The organism is Capnocytophaga endodontalis, assembly GCF_002209445.1.
Taxonomy (GTDB): domain Bacteria; phylum Bacteroidota; class Bacteroidia; order Flavobacteriales; family Flavobacteriaceae; genus Capnocytophaga; species Capnocytophaga periodontitidis.
In genome coordinates, this window is record NZ_CP022022.1 from 2193073 (window position 1) to 2211464 (window position 18392).

15 protein-coding genes are annotated in these 18392 nt (G+C 31.4%); all 15 read left to right on the forward strand.

All coding sequences use genetic code 11. From position 1 onward, the window contains the following. The first annotated feature begins 27 nt into the window (after positions 1-27). The 15 genes from CBG49_RS16125 to CBG49_RS09915 all read left to right on the forward strand — a co-directional run bounded on the left by CBG49_RS16125 (position 28) and on the right by CBG49_RS09915 (position 18300). Positions 28-1110, forward strand: a complete 1083-nt coding sequence (locus tag CBG49_RS16125; RefSeq protein WP_227002870.1) for a hypothetical protein — start codon at positions 28-30, stop codon at positions 1108-1110. A gap of 109 nt (positions 1111-1219) precedes the next feature. After that, a complete protein-coding gene (locus CBG49_RS09845; protein ID WP_088594358.1) occupies positions 1220-3787 on the forward strand; it encodes a hypothetical protein in 2568 nt (855 codons plus the stop codon). Then, positions 3787-6858, forward strand: coding sequence for a hypothetical protein (locus CBG49_RS09850; protein WP_088594359.1), 3072 nt, complete (start codon positions 3787-3789; stop codon positions 6856-6858). Before CBG49_RS09845 ends, CBG49_RS09850 begins: the two co-directional genes overlap by 1 nt. Further along, positions 6858-7547, forward strand: coding sequence for a hypothetical protein (locus tag CBG49_RS09855; RefSeq protein ID WP_088594360.1), 690 nt, complete (start codon positions 6858-6860; stop codon positions 7545-7547). The genes CBG49_RS09850 and CBG49_RS09855 overlap by 1 nt, the downstream gene beginning before the upstream one ends. Before the next feature lie 70 nt (positions 7548-7617). Next, positions 7618-7854 (forward strand): peptidase, encoded by a 237-nt coding sequence (locus CBG49_RS09860; protein WP_088594361.1) that lies wholly within the window; start codon positions 7618-7620, stop codon positions 7852-7854. 8 nt (positions 7855-7862) lie between these two features. Further along, complete coding sequence (locus CBG49_RS09865) at positions 7863-8537, forward strand: hypothetical protein (protein ID WP_088594362.1); 675 nt, start codon at positions 7863-7865, stop codon at positions 8535-8537. Continuing rightward, entirely contained in the window at positions 8538-9389 is an 852-nt protein-coding gene (locus CBG49_RS16130) for a hypothetical protein (RefSeq protein ID WP_227002871.1), read from the forward strand. It abuts the gene before it with no gap. Between the two features lie 2 nt (positions 9390-9391). Continuing rightward, positions 9392-10432, forward strand: a complete 1041-nt coding sequence (locus tag CBG49_RS16135) for a hypothetical protein (RefSeq protein WP_227002872.1) — start codon at positions 9392-9394, stop codon at positions 10430-10432. Between the two features lie 203 nt (positions 10433-10635). Then, positions 10636-10854 (forward strand): hypothetical protein, encoded by a 219-nt coding sequence (locus CBG49_RS15935; protein WP_193433064.1) that lies wholly within the window; start codon positions 10636-10638, stop codon positions 10852-10854. 3 nt (positions 10855-10857) lie between these two features. Continuing rightward, positions 10858-11958: a hypothetical protein gene (locus CBG49_RS16140; RefSeq protein WP_227002873.1), complete on the forward strand. Its 1101-nt coding sequence runs from the start codon at positions 10858-10860 to the stop codon at positions 11956-11958. Positions 11959-12105: 147 nt separating this feature from the next. After that, positions 12106-15327: a hypothetical protein gene (locus CBG49_RS16145; protein ID WP_227002874.1), complete on the forward strand. Its 3222-nt coding sequence runs from the start codon at positions 12106-12108 to the stop codon at positions 15325-15327. A gap of 1 nt (position 15328) precedes the next feature. Further along, positions 15329-16438 carry a hypothetical protein gene (locus CBG49_RS16150; protein WP_227002875.1) on the forward strand — a complete coding sequence of 370 codons (1110 nt, stop codon included), beginning with the start codon at positions 15329-15331 and terminating at the stop codon, positions 16436-16438. A 159-nt stretch (positions 16439-16597) separates the two neighbouring features. Next, on the forward strand, positions 16598-16867 hold the full coding sequence (locus tag CBG49_RS15940; RefSeq protein WP_193433065.1) for a hypothetical protein: 270 nt from the start codon (positions 16598-16600) through the stop codon (positions 16865-16867). A gap of 2 nt (positions 16868-16869) precedes the next feature. Beyond that, the gene (locus tag CBG49_RS16155) at positions 16870-17910 is read left to right on the forward strand and encodes a hypothetical protein (protein WP_227002876.1); all 1041 of its coding nucleotides are present in this window, start codon (positions 16870-16872) and stop codon (positions 17908-17910) included. Between the two features lie 105 nt (positions 17911-18015). Further along, positions 18016-18300 carry a hypothetical protein gene (locus tag CBG49_RS09915; RefSeq protein ID WP_227002877.1) on the forward strand — a complete coding sequence of 95 codons (285 nt, stop codon included), beginning with the start codon at positions 18016-18018 and terminating at the stop codon, positions 18298-18300. The last annotated feature ends 92 nt before the right edge of the window (positions 18301-18392 follow it).

Consider the following 18392-nt stretch of genomic DNA (forward strand, 5'->3'; position numbering starts at 1 on the left):
AGCAAAATGCAATAAAATCACAATAAAATGTTTAAACTAAATTCTAAAATAGATAATGTAAGAGATTATGTTATCTATAAAGGCAAACCTTATTACATCAACACATCACACGAAATTCAATGTGGTGAAAAAAAACAAATGCTTTATAAAACACCTTTAGATCCAATCATTGTTTTTAACAATAAATTCTATTTCAGTGAATGGGAAGATAATTATAAAATCTTCGATGAGAATTTAGAATTAATAGAAGAAGGAAAAAACAGAGTCTTCTATAAGTTATCTGAATTTTACATAGCTTACAACCGAGATGGTAAAAAAACTATTCTCATAGACAAAAAAGATAATCTTATAGAGCTTGAATATATAGATAGGTCTTCTATAAGAGCTTTTTCAAATGAATATATATACATATATATATATATAAAAAGTAAAATATATGATGATGTAATGTCTATCAGAGCCTTTTCTATTCAAAAGAAAGAACATCTGTGGGAGTTTTCTCTTGCTTCATTTGGAAAGTGGAAAAATTCGTGGGATGAAGAAAATTATTTTAAGGTATATAAACTTATGGGTATATACAACAATATTTTTTGGGCTTTTATAGAGATAGGAGGCTTTATAGGCTTAGATATTGAAACAGGAGAATTAAAATACCGTATTCCTGAATATGATCAAGCTATAGGAAAAACTATTTGCAAAGGCAAAGATTTTTTTAGAAGTGATTATTTCTTAAATAGTGAAAAAGGAAAAATTCTTGGTATGGCTATGGATATTTTTATTGAAATAGATTTAACCCAAGAGCCTCCTTTTGTTACTCAATATGGCTTACAGGAAGAGTTTGAAAAGTACAACATCAAAAAAGCAAATGATACTGCAGGAAGTTATGTTGTTCAAGATAATTTATTGTATTTTTATCTTGCTGAAAAACTAAAATTTGGTATTTTAGACATCAATACCAAGGAAATTATCTATATTTCAGAGCCTATTGCTGTAGTGGAAAGAGATAATAGTTTTACACGCCTTAGAGATTTAAAAGTCTCAGAAAATAAGGTGTATATCTTAGATAGTAATCATACTTTGCATATTTTTGAGAGAGAAAAAAGTATCTAAAACTATTGCCTTTTTAAGGTAAAACCACTATCTTTGTACCCAAAATCATTACACAAACAATATACTAAAAACAAGTTCTTTGACATATTGATAAACTTATTTTAACTGAATGCGCCTATTCTCTTACATATTCCTCTTTCTGCTCACAACGTGGCAGCTCATAGCACAAACCTACCCTGTGCAGGTAGTGCCTGTGCTCACACCTCCGTATAGTAGTAAGATTGCCGACTATGCCAACCCAATGGCTAATAGGGTACAACTGCAACTCATCACTACCGACTTGAGTGTGCAGAACCGCCCCGTACAATTATATGTAGAGATTAAAGGCAATGGACTTACAGCAGCCTCAGCACCTGTACTTTCAGGCGTTTCACCCTTGCGTATCAGTGGAGGCGAAATCCTCCGCCTTACCAATGCCGAGTTGGCAAGCTACTTCCAGCTACGCAACCTGCAAGGCATCACCTCACAACAATACGCCTCTGCCTTGCCCGATGGGATGTACTCATTCTGCTTTAGGGTAAAAGATGTGCTCAGTGGTCGTTGGCTCTCCCAAAGTCATTGCGCCATTGCCTATCTAATGCTCAATGACCCCCCAATTCTGAATATTCCCTCTGATAATGAGCAAGTAGCTGTAACCGATTTTCAAAACATTATTTTCAGTTGGACACCGCGTCAAATCAACGCGACCAATGTAACCTATTCCTTTGAATTACGTGAGATTTTAGACCCTACCCTCGACCCTCGTTTTGCTTTTGAAGTAAGTCGACGCATACTCAAAGAAGACGATTTGCGAATGACCACCTTCGTCTATGATGTGAGCAAACCCAACCTCATCCCTAGCAGACGCTATGCGTGGCGCGTAAGAGCTATCTCCACAGGTGGACTGGCAGAAAACAGTGTCTTTAAAAATGATGGTTATAGCGAGGTACACACGTTTGTCTACGCCGTAAACTGTAGCAAACCGCTCTTTTTGCTAAGCGAACAGCAGGGTAAAAGTCGTACTAAACTACTCTGGCAAGGGCACACACTGCACCAAAAATACCATATCCAATACCGTAAGAAAAACGTAGAAGGCGCACAGTGGTTCGAGACCTTTACCCGCAATACCCAAACCCTCATCGCCGACTTGGAGGCGGGTGAGTACGAGTTTCGTGTAGGAGCTTCTTGCGAGGGCGAACGCTATGGTATTACTCCCAGCTATGTGTATTCAGATATACAGACTTTCAAAATAGAGAAAACACCCAACACCACTGAGCAAGGGTATAACTGCGGAATTGTACCCAAAATAACGATTACAAACCAAAAGCCTCTCAATAGTTTAATAACCAATGAAGTGTTTACCGCAGGTGATTTTGCGGTTACCCTTTTGGAGGTGAGTGGTAGCAATGGTGTATTTTCAGGTAAAGGCTTTATAAAAGTGCCTTACTTGAACGATACTAAGCTGGCGGTAGAATTTGAAAACGTCAAAATCAACAGTGATTACCAGCTCACAGACGGAGTAGTGAAAACTACTTATGATGCCGATTGGAAAAATGTACAGTTCATAGAAAACCTCATAGGTCAAGGCAAAAAATCTAATGAGATAAACGTACCTTTTGAGATTGATAAGGTAGAAACTCGCAATGGTGAAATAGTTGTTACAGGTAAAGACGGTCGCAAGGAAGTATTCCCATTTGGAGGCAATGATTCCACTGTCAAAGGAAAAGTAACCACTACTACCAATGGAGTAATCTCTACCCAAGAAAAGATATATCACATAGATAAAGACGGTAAAGTATCTGAACCTCAAATAGTAGCTCAAGGAGGCAAACCTACCAAAGAAAACACCAATGGCGTAAGCAAAGGAGGTGAGGCTACAGCCCTTACCGCCAAAGGTATTGAGGTAACTTTTGAGAATACAGCCGACTCTAAATACGCTTATGAAGTCCCTACCAAAGCCTATAGTAAGGACTATCAAAAGCTTGACGGTAAGTACATTCCGTTTAAAGCGGTGGTAAAAGGTGAAACAGAACCTTTCTTAGCCAAAGTACATATCACCGATAAAAATATTAGTGCCGATAGCCTTATCTTCAAAACTGATAAAGGCGCACTCATCGAATCCAAACGAGTAGAAGGTTCTAACGACTTTTTGCTTACACTCAAAGGTTTCCATAGCTTTGCAGTAGAACAAGTACAAGCTACTATCAAACAGGGCAAGAAATACCAAATCGCAGGAGTGTTCAACTTGGTACACCTCTCACCTAAAACTGCCAAGGTAATCCTTGTGCCCACTTCCGAAAACACCTCTATGGATATAGATAGAGTAAAATCTATTTATAGCAAGATAGGAGTAACTTTAGATATCACTTGGGCAGCACCTTTTGATATCACACCTTATTTGACCAATGGTGTGTTGGAAACCAAAGATGTATTTGGCGACCTTACCGATTATAGTCCATCGCAACAGGCGCTTATCAATGCCTACAAAGCTACAGGAAAGGTTGTGAATGATACCTACTACGTGTTTATTACCAATGCCAAGAGCAGTACCGGACAAGGAGGCTATATGGCACTCGGTGGACAGTTTGGTTTTGTATTCGACCAAACCGAAAGAACCCTCGCCCACGAATTGGGGCACGGAATATTTAAACTAGCACACCCATTCAAGAAAAAACAACAAGGTAATGTCCCTCCCTAATGGACTACACCTCCGATGAAACCCTCCTCTTTGCTGACTGGAAGCAAATCAACGACCCTGCGTTTAAAATAGGTATTTTCCAAGGACAAAGTGAAGGGGAACAAATAAGCGATATTCTTTTATTGTCTCGTTTTATAGAAAATATAAAAGCTCATTCATTTAAGCCTAATTATGATTATGCGGTAAAAGAATTATCTGATGAAACGATTAACTTTTTACCAGAAGTTACATTGCGTTTTTCAAAATTAGAGGATTCAGGTTTCTATTCTTCTGGTAAGATAAAAACAACAGATGGTGATGAACTTAATCTTAGCTTATGGGTTGGTAAGTATTTTAATAAGTACTTAAAGTTTGATAATTTTAGTAATAGTATTCGCAAAATAAAATCTCCCGACCAAAAAAGTGTGAGATATTATTATTCTTTTGCTTCTTTAACAGCTAAAGATCAAGAAATTTTAACATCTCGTGTATTGAACTATAAGGATTTCAATGGGATAATTATTGTAGTTTCCAATGAATATGTAACAATCTTTGAAAATAGCGTTTTAAACTTTGCTAATGATAAAGAAAGAAAAGAAAGATGGCTTAACGCTCTTAATAAAAATATAGAAACAGAGAATTATGAAGAATTGCAAAAATACCCAACTCTCCCTTTTTCTTTAGTAGGAGTAAAAGCAAGACTCTCTTTACTTGAAAAACTTTCAAAACAAAAACTTACTACCTCTAATTCCTTTATAAATAAAATTTTTGGTAGTGATTTAGATAAAGAAATACTCTATGTAACACTATTAAATTCAATTATAGATGAGCAAAATACAGAGCAAAATAATGAACTGTTCAATCGTTTTGTATCATCCTATTTTCAAAATATATATGACCAAGTAGATGATGAAACTACTCGATTAAAGCTTTATAAAGCTGTAGGTAGGTTAGCAGCCTCATCAAATCAAGAAAATGTAAAAAGCAAATTTATTGATATCGTCAATAGTAATAGTTTTGACAAGCATCACGGAGCATTATTAGCTTCTATTTTGATGGGACTTGATGAAAAGAACATTATTGAGACTCAAACTAATTTGCTTACATTGTTAAATGATAATTCTCGTAATGTAGGAGGATTAAAGCGTTTATACAACAAATTAGAAAGTGAAGATCAAGAATATTTCAATTACTATTTCTCTAAATGGGCTAAAAAATACTATTATGATCAATATCAAGAACTAGAAGTTATTTTAAATAGTATTAATAGAAATGGAAATATAAATCAAGGAATTGACTGTAACAGTAAATCTATTCAGTACTTTGCAGTAAATCATATAGCTCTTGATTATATAAATGTTTTTGATAAATGTGGCTCATATCCATTAAATTGTCATTATTTACAAACAATTATTCCAAATGTAGATACTAAAAACCAATATTTCTTTAGTTATGGAGAAAATAGAAAAAGAAAAGAATGTAGTGATAATAACAATAAAAGTGTAATATATTACAAAGCAGGAAAACCTTTTTCTGATTTTGTGATACTCTTTTTCAATGAATCCTATGAATATGCTAACATCAAAAAGGGTGATGTACGAATTGTTCCTCTGTTTTGGGCTGAAAATTTTGCCGCAAAACATCATAAAAAACTAAGCGGACAACAACTAACAATAGCTTTAGAAACCGCTGGTATTTTATTAGCCGCTACTACTGGAGGACAAAGTATCACAGCTGTTAAAGCTATTACTATCACTTTAGGAGCTTCAGCTATTGGTGTAGAAATATATGAAAATGACCTCTTAAAACTTGAAGGAGGAAAAGATTTTGTCGAAAGTGTACGACTGATCAATGCTTTGGTTGGAGGTGCGATTTTAGTAAAAGCTGTAGGTAGCTCAATTGCTGTTGTAGATTTACAAAAAATAAAAAACTTTTTCATAAATGTGCCAGAGAAAGCTGTAGAATTGAAGAAAGGTTTAAATTCTTTTTTAGCTACTGCAAAATCAGGAATTAAATTCACTAAAGAAGCATTAACAGAAATAAAAGCCTTACTATATGAAGTAGACCTACAATCTTCGTTTAAACAAATTGTTCAGGGAGCAACTGCAAAAGTTAAAAATGACCTAAAAGCCTATATAGTAGTAGCTAATATGGAGTATGAAATAGCTTCTTTGCGCTATTTAGATGCTCTTGACGGCCAAAAATTACTCCTTACACCAAGTGTTGTAATAGTTGATAACACATTAGGTTACAAAAAAATAGGTGCTTTAGAAAACGTTTATATCACAGTTAACAACGATACTAAAAAAGCCGCCAATATAGGAGTTTATACCAAAGGTGAAAAAGTAGTACTATCTTTAGAAAAAAATCTAAAATCAGAAATAAATGAGATAGATACTTATTTCAATACACCTATTTCGACAGATATTAAACTTTTACTCAACCAATGGGATGACGATTTATTAAAAACTTTGCAGAAAGATTTATCATCTAATTCTACAGGAGGAGAATTAAGACAGCTTTTAAAGACAGAAGACGATTTTCTTAAATGGAAATTGATAAAAGAAGACCCTGCCTATGCCTTTAAACTTTCTAAAGAAAATAGCTCTTGGACAAAATGGGGAAAAAGTAATTTCTTTAAGGAAATGACAAAAGAAGGCAGAGAGTTTGAAAGTTTTTGTTTACTTAAATTGAAAGATAAGACTTCTGATGTTTATATGATGTTAAAGAATAAAATTCCTGATTTAGATAGTAGAACAATTTTGAGCAATGTTGAACTTTGTATATCAGGAAAATATCCTTGTAAAGAAGCAGGTGAATATTTTAAACCTGATTTTGTTGCTGTTAGAAAAATTATAGATGGAGATGTCGAAATTTTAGATGTTATTATTATAGATTCTAAATTATCAAAATCTACTTCTTGGACAATAAATCAAGCAGAAGCACAAAAAATGTTTGAATATATCGTGAAAAGTGAAGGAAAAGTATTACAAGGTAATTTAAAATTAAATAAAGAAAATCTTGTATATAGGAATAATAGTTCTTTTGTGAGAATTTATAAGGAAAATGGTATAATAAAAGTGAATAATTAATGAACAATAAGCTTAAAAAACTATTAGACTATTTTTATCAAAAAGACTTTGATTGTAAAATAGATACAGAAACAGACATTTTATTTTTTTCTAAAACGGAAAATGATACTAAAAAATGTATACAATTAGATTGTAAAATAAAAAAAGAATGTATACAATTAGGACCTGGCATAACAGAATATATAGAAGTAGATAAGGTAGAAAAAATATTGGAACAAGTAACTAATAAGAAAACATATTTTCATTATACTATTTCTGGTACTGTTAATGTTGAAAGAGGAGGAAATCTTTCTGAAAATTTTTTCATTATTAAAAACGAGAGTGAGTTAGAAGCATATGTTCAATTGTTAGATCCCTATTATAACAATTATACATTACCTTTTTTTAAAGCAATTCCTACTCTTCAAAGTTTTAATGATAAAGTTCTAAGCGTTGTTTCATTTGATGATTATCATAATTATTTGAGAGGTGAAATTGGACTAAAAGCTATGATTATAATGAAACTTTGTAATAATTCTCTATATGAAAAGTATATTAAATATAGAGAAGAAGGGTTTAGCAACTCTCCAAATTTGCAAAATGTGGAGTCTAAATTCCATCAAATTGTCAAAAAAAGTTTTATAGAGTTTAATAAATTAAAAGAGATGTTTAATAGAGAAAATTCTCTATATATTAACCCCTCCTTGTAACAAGCAAGGCGAGTTCTTTATTGCCGACCAAGTTTGGATTAAATATGATGAGTTTGATGAAATTGTAGATATGGTAGTAGTAGAAACTAAACTAAGTCAAAACACTGGTTTAACTACAGGGCAAACTTTAGCACAACAACAAGCGGGAAAAGGTAGCTTGTTTTATAAGCCTACTAATGCAAAAAAAACAGACATTAATGACATTCTTTTGCCAAAAGAAATTAAACAAGGGACAGGAATAAAGTTAAAAGATTTCTACAGACTGTATGGAGATGGTAACAAAACATTTAAAGGAATAACTAAATAATTTTACTTATGGATTTAACAAGAAACAAAATTAAAAGTCTTTTCGAAAGCAATAGAGCTATGATAAATTATTCAGTTACAAAAGAAGATACAGATATGATTATTCTTTGTAAAAAAACTGATAGTTATATATTAAAGTTTGATTGTAGGTTACAATTTGATTCTTTCCTTAGATTTAACCCTTTTACGATTCAATTAAATAAATTAGAAAATTTCGTATATGATTTAATAATAGAAGAGTTGAAAAAATATTATTGTAATGATATAGGATTTGTTATCAAAGATTTCTATAAAACAGACTATTCTTTTTCGCAAGAAATCACCTCTGAGGCTCATTTAGAGGAGTTTTTGTCAGAGTTTTACAAATGTCTTTCATATTATGAACAAGAAGTATTCCCTAAACTATTAGATATAAAGTTTTTAGCTGATTATGTAGGAAGTGTGCCTTTTGAAAGAAAAGCAGAAATAGTTGTTGGAGGGAGTTTCCCAGTACACTTATTTAAAAAAATAGCTATATTAAAATGGGGCAATCATTCAAGATATGAAGAATACAAAAACGAAACATTGAAACTTATTGATTTGTATGCTATAAAGAAACCTGAAAAAACAGAAGAAGTTGCTATTTTCAAACAAGGATTTGATTATTTAATCACTCATTTAGAAAATGAACCCAATCCTTTTTAAATGAGAATAAGCAATAGTTTTTATATCATCATATTAACCCTATGTTTCTTTCTTAGCTTTGTTACAAAAGCAGAAGAGAGTTCCTTTTCACAGAAAAAATTAGCCCCTGAAAACGCCGAAAAATTAAAAGCTATCGGAGGTGAATCAGGATTAAAGAATTTCTTAGCTAAATATAAAGATGCTCCTTGTGGCAATTGTGGAGAAGCAGGAAGGAAAATTTTTGGAGGTCGTACCTTAGATGAGATGCTCGAAAACTATGTAGAGGCTGCCCATACTTTTAGAAACCGTCCTGATTTATGGAAAAAAATAGAAGAAGGCGCTTTAAGTAGCAATGCCGCTATGCGTGAAGGCACTCAGCATATGTTATCCACTTTTAAGAAAAACCCTAAAAAATATGCTCCTGAAAACATTGAACATTTAGATATGAAGTTTGAAAAAGCTTTAGATGATATCTGTGCCAACTGCCGTTATGACGTGAAGTTTAGGGAAGGACAAAAACCTTTATATGAGGAATTTAAAAGCTATAACAGTGAAACGTGGAGTAAAATAGCTAATGATAAAGGGTTTATCAAGCAATTTGAAAGCTATTTACAAGGAGTTAACAAAATAGAAGATTTAGCTTATATGATCAACAGTAATAAAGCTAATATAAATGAAGTAAAACAAGCTTTTAAAGAATTGTTTAAACGCAATACTGATGGAATTTTTAAAACAAATCCAAATATATGGAAGCAATTTGATAGAGTTGATGGAACTGGTAAAATAAATAGTCTTAAAAATTTCAAAGATTTAGTAGAAGATATTTCTTTTGATACTAAACACCCTATTTTTAACTTTATAAAAGCTGAATAATTATGTTTTGTGAAAGTAGAACAATAAACAATGTAATAGCTTATGTAAATGAATATTACATTAATAGCAAAGGACTCTTTAATGCTCAATCAAATGAATGTCTATTAGAAATTTCTGGACAGCAAGAACTATATCCCTTTGGAAAAGGCCATTTGATATCAAGAGAGATTGTGTATGGAGATTCTGCCATAATCAATATTAACGATTCATCTATTGTTATTAATAATTATAGGATAGAAGCTCAAAATTACCCTTACTTTTCTTTTTATGAAATTGATGATAAACCACAAGAAGGGATTTATGATTTTGAAAAGAAAAAAATACTTTTTGAAGCTACAAGTTGGTTAGGAAGAAGTATTATAGACAAGTATATATTTCGTGATTTTAAAAAGAAAATAGCTTGTAGAAAAATAGATTCAGATTTAATTCTTTGGGAGTTTCCTCTTGCTTCACTTGGGAAGTGGAAAAATTCGTGGGATGAAGAAAGAGACTTCGAAATAAGACACTTTATAGGCATATACAATCGAATTATTTGGGCTTTTATAGAGATAGGAGGCTTTATAGGTTTAGATATTGAAACAGGAGAATTGAAATACCATATTCCTGAATATGATGAAGCCATAGGAAAAACTATTTGCAAAGGCAAAGATTTTTTTAGAAGTGATTATTTCTTAAATAGTGAAAAAGGAAAAATTCTTGGTATGGCTATGGATGTCTTTATTGAAATGGATTTAACCCAAGAGCCTCCTTTTGTTACTCAATATGGCTTACAAGAAGAGTTTGAAAAGTACAACATCAAAGGGAAAGACACTTCTACCAAATATGCTGTACAAGATAATTTATTGTACTTTTATCTTTTTGATCAACTAAGATTTGGTATTTTAGACATCAATACTAAGGAAATTATCTATGTTTCAGATCCTATTGCAGTAGTGGAAAGAGATGATTGTTTTACCCAGCTTAAAGATTTAAAAGTCTCAGAAAATAAGGTGTATATCTTAGATAGTAATCACACGTTGCATATTTTTGAAAGAGAAGAATAGTTCTTGTTTCATCATTTTATCATACTAATTTCATTTCTATTACTTTTACTTTCATTTAGTAAGCATAGGGACAAAAGCCTTTATATGAGGAATTTAAAAGCTATAACACTGAAACGTGGAGTAAAATAGCTAATGATAAAGGATTTATCAAGCAATTTGAAAGCTACTTACAAGAAGTTAACAAAATAGAAGATTTAGCTTATATGATTAATAGTAATAAAGCTAATATAAATGAAGTAAAACAAGCTTTTAAAGAATTGTTTAAAAACAAAAAAGATGAGCTCTTTGAGATTATTTTGAAAAACAATACTTTGAAAAATAACTTATTAGGTGAAGGTTTAACTAAAAGTGAAGCTAAAAATGTTTTTGGAGACCTAATAAATTCAACAAATTCTGTTTTGTACAATTTTATAAAATTCTAATTTATGTATTCTCTAATCAAAATAAAAGAAAATATAAATAAAGTAATTCCTTTTAAAGAAGGAATAATTTATAGTTTGTTAAACGACAATTTGTTATATGACAATACACTCTTAATGAAAGGAATAGATGGTACTAGCATTTATAAGATTTCAGATTCTCTAATTCAAGTTTTTGATGAAGAGAAAGGGTGCTATTATATTGATGAAAATTTTAATATTATTAAAAGTAACTATTTTCTTATAGCAAATGAGAATTCCAAATATTTAATAGCTTGGGCTAATGCTGTAAAAATATCAAGAGGAGTATATAACAGAAGTATTTGTCTCTTAGAAAATGATTTAGTCAATGTAAAGGAGATAATTCTTGAAGAAAACTATCAGTATTTAAAAACTTATACAAATGATGTACTTATTACATCAAGTAAAGATGTAATATTGGGATATCATATTTTTCCTACCAACTTGCTTTGGGAATTTCCTCTTGATTCACTTGGTAAAGGTAAAGATTACAGTACAGATGAAGAATTTGACTATGAAGTAGAACAAATTGTAGGAATATATAACAATATCCTTTGGGTTTATATAGAAAGAGGTGGATTTATTGGTTTAGATATTCAAACTGGGGAATTGAAACATCGTATTCTAGGGATACCCAAGGGGAATTTATTAGGCAAAGTCGATAGTTATGTAGATAGTGAAGAGTTTTACATTTTTTATCGTGCAAAGTTTATTTTGGATGATAAAAAAGGAATAATTATCGGTTTAATAGCTGACAGATTTTTTGAAATAGACCTCAATAAAGAAAAAGTAACTCCTATGCTATATGGTATGTGGGATAAAATGGAAAAAATGAACTTGAAAAAATATGGGGTTAATGGAAAAACAAGTTTACAAGGAGATTTATTGTATTTTTATAATGACAAAGAATTACAATTTGGTGTTTTAGACATTAACACCAAGGAAATTATCTATATTTCAGAGCCTATTGCTGTAGTGGAAAGAGATGATAGTTTTACTCGCCTTAGAGACCTAAAAGTCTCAGAAAATAAGGTGTATATCTTAGATAGTAATCATACATTACATATTTTTGAAAGAGAGAAATAACATCTAAGCTATTGCCTATTTAAAGCAAAAACTCTATCTTTGTACCTTATTTTGTTTACACAAACAATATACTAAAAATAAGTTCTTTGACATATTGAACAAGTACAAGCTACTATCAAACAGGGCAAGAAATACCAAATCGCAGGAGTGTTCAACTTGGTACACCTCTCACCTAAAACTGCCAAGGTAATCCTTGTGCCCACTTCCGAAAACACCTCTATGGATATAGATAGAGTAAAATCTATTTATAGCAAGATAGGAGTAACTTTAGATATCACTTGGGCAGCACCTTTTGACATTACCCCTTATTTGACCAATGGCGTGTTGGAAACCAAAGATGTATTTGGCGACCTTACTGATTATAGTCCGTCGCAACAGGCGCTTATCAATGCCTATAAAGCCACAGAAAAGGTAGCAAACGATACCTATTATGTGTTTATTACCAATGCCAAGAGCAGTACCGGACAAGGAGGCTATATGGCACTCGGTGGACAGTTTGGTTTTGTATTCGACCAAACCGAAAGAACCCTCGCCCACGAATTGGGGCACGGAATATTTAAACTAGCACACCCATTCAAGAAAAAACAACAAGGCAGTGTACCCTCATTAATGGACTACACCACTGATGAGAATTTACTCTTTGCCGACTGGAAGCAAATCAATGACCCTGCGTTTAAAATAGGTATTTTCCAAGGACAAAGTGAGGGAGAGTTTGCAGGTAAAATATGGCTTACCCCTGATTGGCGACCTTTTAAATATGATAGATCCCATATCACAGCTATTGATAGAGAGGAACTATCAGAAATACCACAAGGAGCTTTGCCCGCAATTTTAGGAGAAGATAAAAAAGCCTACTACGCCGAGTTCTCTAATAAAGAATTTGTAGGTTATAAAAATTTAGATGGACTCTTTTTAAAACTTGATTATCAAACATCAATAAATGATGAAACAGAAATTTATCTATATAGAACAGGTAATTCTTGTGGTAGTGATACTTATTACAAAACTAGTTGGGGATACATTAAAGATAAAAAAGGTACTGTTAGTTTTACAGTAACTCCTATTACTTTTGTAAATACAGTAACCTGTACCAATGCTAACCCGACAGTCAGTCCTTGTGACAATTTTAGAGTAATTAAAACCTCTGACCTTGCTGAAATAGAACAATATCGTAAAGATTTAAAAGAGTATTTAGCAAATGCTATTAAAAAAATAGCAACTTCACGAAAAAAAGAAGTTGTTGCTGTTGGGCAATACAACCATATTGTAAATAACTTTGTAACTAATGTACCTGAAAAACAACTTTATGAGTTAGAGGAAAAATTACATCTATTATCGTATTATACAAAAATAGATGTAGTACTTACATTTTTACCATTAAGAAAAAATTCCTATATACCAGAGCATATACTTTCCGATTTAGCACAAAAAGCAATAGAGGGTGTTTCTGGCAATAAGTCTGATCGTAAGTTAGTATATTTAGTGGTAGCTTCCTCTGAATATGAGTCTATTTTCAAAGAAGGTACTATTAAAAAACTAAATTGCTATACAATAAGTTTTGCCCAGACAGATAATAGCATTATCCGAAGCAAATATAAAGGGAATTCTATTTTTGAAAGACTTCTTACCCTATATCAAGATATTCCTAAGCCTTTGATAATGAATAAATATTATCAATATGCTGATGGAAGTGTAAGAAATTATACCTATAAATCAAAAGAAAACTTACGAGGTTATCCTTTTATTAAAAATTTAACTTTCTATCAGTCAAAAGAGTTTAGAAGAAATAAATATTGTGTTTATACAAGCGATTATCCCGAACTTTATCAGAATTGTGAAAATCAAAACAGAAAAGCTCTTATAAAAAGTCTAAAAGCTGAATACGCACAAGATGGATTGAAAAATAAAGCACTTTGGGAAGAAGTAGACATTCATCAGTTAGGCAGGTTTAGAGAGGTGTATATGGATTATGGAATAGACAAAACACCTAATTATCCTCTCTACCTATGGCAAAACTCAGTTGATACTTGGCAGTTTAAGAATAAAGTAAAAATAGCCTTAGAAAAAGGAACGCTCCCTCCTGAAGTCTTTTATGATTTTGAAAAACTAAAGGTTTTAGACGGCGCTGTTTATGGCACTTTAGATATCATAAGCCTTATTCCAGGGGCTGATATTTTCACCGACCCTCTATGTGCCGCCTATGCCTCTGCGCGCAACGATGCTACTAATTTAACAATTTACTCAGCTGGAGCTATCTTGCCTCTTGCCAGTGGTGCCTATATAAGAGGAGGAGCAAAAGCTCTCAATGAAGATATTATGGTTGTCGTAGCTAAAAAAGCTGACAACGAAGAGGTTGAGTTAGTTTACAAAAACATAAATGATATAGCCCCTAACGAGCTTTATATTGCCACAACTATCGACAACAAACAAACCCAAGCCTTTTTAGATGAAACTAAAAAACAGTTAGACCTTCATTCTATAAACACTCAGTTAGATAACTTAGGAAAAACTGGAAAACAAATAGCAAACCTTGCTGAAGACCTCTCTAAAAAAACAAACAACATACTTACTAAAGCATTCTCGGAAGGCTCTAAATTTATAGATGATACAAAAACAATAGAAAAAATCACTCATTATTTAGCCCCTGAAAATGCCGAAAAATTAAAAGCTATTGGAGGAGAACAAGGACTAATAAATTTCTTGAAGAAATATAAAGATGCTCCTTGTGGTAATTGTAAAGATGCAGGTAGGAAAATTTTTGGAGGTCGTACCATAGATGAGATGCTCGAAAACTATGTAGAAGTAGCCCATACTTTTAGAAACCGTCCTGATTTATGGAAAAAAATAGAAGAAGGTGCTTTAAGTAGCAATGCCGCTATGCGTGAAGGCACTCAGCATATGCTTTCTACCTTTAAGAAAAACCCTAAAAAATATGCCCCTGAAAACATTGAGCATTTAGATATGAAGTTTGAAAAAGCTTTAGATGATATCTGTGCCAACTGCCGTTATGACGTGAAGTTTAGGGAAGGACAAAAACCTTTATATGAGGAATTTAAAAGCTATAACAGTGAAACGTGGAGTAAAATAGCTAATGATAAAGGGTTTATCAAGCAATTTGAAAGCTATTTACAAGGAGTTAACAAAATAGAAGATTTAGCTTATATGATCAACAGTAATAAAGCTAATATAAATGAAGTAAAACAAGCTTTTAAAGAAGTGTTTAAGCGTAATAGTAATGAAATTTTAAAGTTTATGAATCCTAAACTAAAGGAAAGTTTAGGTATTATAAATCCTAATGATAAAGTAAGATTAGAAAAGTTGATAAACGATACAAATTCAGTACTCTATAACTTTATAAAATCACAATAAAATGTTTAAATTAATTTCTAAAATAGATAATGTAAGAGATTATGTTATCTATAAAGGCAAACCTTATTACATCAATACATCTGATGAAATTCAATGTGGTGAAAAAAAACAAATGCTTTACAAAACGCCACTAAGTCCGCTTGCTACTTTTAATGGCAAATTCTATTGTAGTGAGTGGGAGAATAATTATAAAATCTTCGACGAAAATTTAGAATTAATAGAAGAAGGAAAAGACAAAGCTTTTTTGTATTTATCTAAAGAGTTTTTAGAAACTTATTTTTTAGATGAACAACAAAAAATATTCATTACAGCTCTCTTGGATAGAGAAGAGAATCTTATAGTATTGGGAAATATTGACAAATTTTCTATAAGTTTTTCCCAAATGGGTATATATATATATATATACAAAAAGAATAAAATATACGATGATGTAATGTCTATCAGAGCCTTTTCTATTCAAAAGAAAAAACATTTATGGGAGTTTTCTCTTTCTTCTCTTGGTAAAGGTAAAGATTACAATACAGATGAAGAATTTAACTATGAAGTAGAACAATTTGTAGGAATATATAACAATATTCTTTGGGTTTATATAGAAAGAGGTGGATTTATTGGTTTAGATATTCAAACCGGGGAATTGAAACATCGTATTCTTGGGATACCCAAGGGGAATTTATTAGGCAAAGTCGATAGTTATGTAGATAGTGAAGAGTTTTACATTTTTTATCGTGCAAAATTTATTTTGGATGATAAAAAAGGAATAATTATCGGTTTAATAGCTGACAGATTTTTTGAAATAGACCTCAATAAAGAAAAAATAACTCCTATGCTATATGGTATGTGGGATAAAATGGAGAAAATGAACCTAAAAAAATATGGAGTTAGTGGGAATACAAGTCTACAAGAAGATTTATTGTATTTTTATAATGACAAAGAATTACAATTCGGCATTTTAGACATCAATACCAAAGAAATTATCTATGTTTCAGAGCCTATTGCAGTAGTGGAAAGAGATGATAGTTTTACTCGCCTTAGAGATTTAAAAGTCTCAGAAAATAAGGTGTATATCTTAGATAGTAATCATACGTTACATATTTTTGAACGTGAAGAATAGTTCTTGTTTTATCATACTAATTTCATTTCTATTACTTTTACTTTCATTTAGTAAGCATAGGGACAAAAACCTTTATATGAGGAATTTAAAAGCTATAACAGTGAAACGTGGAGTAAAATAGCTAATGATAAAGGATTTATTCAACAGTTTAAAAGCTACTTGAACACAGAAGGTATCGAAAAAATAGAAGATTTAGCTTATGTGATCAACAGTAGTAAAGCTAATATAAATGAGGTAAAACAAGCTTTTAAAGAATTGTTTAAACGCAATACTGATGAAATTTTTAAAACAAATCCAAATATATGGAAGCAATTTGATAGAGTTGATGGAACTGGTAAAATAAATAGTCTTAAAAATTTCAAAGATTTAGTAGAAGATATTTCTTTTGATACTAAACACCCTATTTTTAACTTTATAAAAGCTGAATAATTATGTTTTGTGAAAGTAGAACAATAAACAATGTAATAGCTTATGTAAATGAATATTACATTAATAGCAAAGGACTCTTTAATGCTCAATCAAATGAATGTCTATTAGAAATTTCTGGACAGCAAGAACTATATCCCTTTGGAAAAGGCCATTTGATATCAAGAGAGATTGTGTATGGAGATTCTGCCATAATCAATATTAACGATTCATCTATTGTTATTAATAATTATAGGATAGAAGCTCAAAATTACCCTTACTTTTCTTTTTATGAAATTGATGATAAACCACAAGAAGGGATTTATGATTTTGAAAAGAAAAAAATACTTTTTGAAGCTACAAGTTGGTTAGGAAGAAGTATTATAGACAAGTATATATTTCGTGATTTTAAAAAGAAAATAGCTTGTAGAAAAATAGATTCAGATTTAATTCTTTGGGAGTTTCCTCTTGCTTCACTTGGGAAGTGGAAAAATTCGTGGGATGAAGAAAGAGACTTCGAAATAAGACACTTTATAGGCATATACAATCGAATTATTTGGGCTTTTATAGAGATAGGAGGCTTTATAGGTTTAGATATTGAAACAGGAGAATTGAAATACCATATTCCTGAATATGATGAAGCCATAGGAAAAACTATTTGCAAAGGCAAAGATTTTTTTAGAAGTGATTATTTCTTAAATAGTGAAAAAGGAAAAATTCTTGGTATGGCTATGGATGTCTTTATTGAAATGGATTTAACCCAAGAGCCTCCTTTTGTTACTCAATATGGCTTACAAGAAGAGTTTGAAAAGTACAACATCAAAGGGAAAGACACTTCTACCAAATATGCTGTACAAGATAATTTATTGTACTTTTATCTTTTTGATCAACTAAGATTTGGTATTTTAGACATCAATACTAAGGAAATTATCTATGTTTCAGATCCTATTGCAGTAGTGGAAAGAGATGATTGTTTTACCCAGCTTAAAGATTTAAAAGTCTCAGAAAATAAGGTGTATATCTTAGATAGTAATCACACGTTGCATATTTTTGAAAGAAAGGAATAGTTCTTGTTTTATCATACTAATTTCATTTCTATTACTTTTACTTTCATTTAGTAAGCATAGAAAAACCCTAAAAAATATACACCTGAAAACATTGAGCATTTAGATATGAAGTTTGAAAAGGGTTTAGATGATATCTGTGCCAACTGCCGTTATGACGTGAAGTTTAGGGAAGGACAAAAACCTTTATATGAGGAATTTAAAAGCTATAACAGCGAAACTTGGAGTAAAATAGCTAATGATAAAGGATTTATCAAGCAATTTGAAAGTTATTTACAAGGAGTTAACAAAATAGAAGATTTAGCTTATGTGATTAACAGTAATAAAGCTAATATAAATGAAGTAAAACAAGCTTTTAAAGAAGTGTATTGTCCTAAAATAAGATTACAGTGATAAGTCTTAAGAACAAAGGCTAAAGATATGCGATAAACAAAGAAAGTAGCTTAATACTTCTTTGAAAATCTACGGACTAACTAATAATTTTA

What these genes read in the sequence shown, in the direction of transcription:
- CBG49_RS16140 (WP_227002873.1), top strand. Translation starts at nt 10,858, where the DNA reads ATGTATTCTCTAATCAAAATAAAAGAAAATATAAATAAAGTAATTCCT.
- CBG49_RS16130 (WP_227002871.1), top strand. Translation starts at nt 8,538, where the DNA reads ATGAGAATAAGCAATAGTTTTTATATCATCATATTAACCCTATGTTTC.
- CBG49_RS16125 (WP_227002870.1), top strand. Translation starts at nt 28, where the DNA reads ATGTTTAAACTAAATTCTAAAATAGATAATGTAAGAGATTATGTTATC.
- CBG49_RS16150 (WP_227002875.1), top strand. Translation starts at nt 15,329, where the DNA reads ATGTTTAAATTAATTTCTAAAATAGATAATGTAAGAGATTATGTTATC.
- CBG49_RS09915 (WP_227002877.1), top strand. Translation starts at nt 18,016, where the DNA reads ATGAAGTTTGAAAAGGGTTTAGATGATATCTGTGCCAACTGCCGTTAT.
- CBG49_RS09845 (WP_088594358.1), top strand. Translation starts at nt 1,220, where the DNA reads ATGCGCCTATTCTCTTACATATTCCTCTTTCTGCTCACAACGTGGCAG.
- CBG49_RS16135 (WP_227002872.1), top strand. Translation starts at nt 9,392, where the DNA reads ATGTTTTGTGAAAGTAGAACAATAAACAATGTAATAGCTTATGTAAAT.
- CBG49_RS16155 (WP_227002876.1), top strand. Translation starts at nt 16,870, where the DNA reads ATGTTTTGTGAAAGTAGAACAATAAACAATGTAATAGCTTATGTAAAT.
- CBG49_RS09855 (WP_088594360.1), top strand. Translation starts at nt 6,858, where the DNA reads ATGAACAATAAGCTTAAAAAACTATTAGACTATTTTTATCAAAAAGAC.
- CBG49_RS15935 (WP_193433064.1), top strand. Translation starts at nt 10,636, where the DNA reads ATGATTAATAGTAATAAAGCTAATATAAATGAAGTAAAACAAGCTTTT.
- CBG49_RS09850 (WP_088594359.1), top strand. Translation starts at nt 3,787, where the DNA reads ATGGACTACACCTCCGATGAAACCCTCCTCTTTGCTGACTGGAAGCAA.
- CBG49_RS09865 (WP_088594362.1), top strand. Translation starts at nt 7,863, where the DNA reads ATGGATTTAACAAGAAACAAAATTAAAAGTCTTTTCGAAAGCAATAGA.
- CBG49_RS09860 (WP_088594361.1), top strand. Translation starts at nt 7,618, where the DNA reads ATGGTAGTAGTAGAAACTAAACTAAGTCAAAACACTGGTTTAACTACA.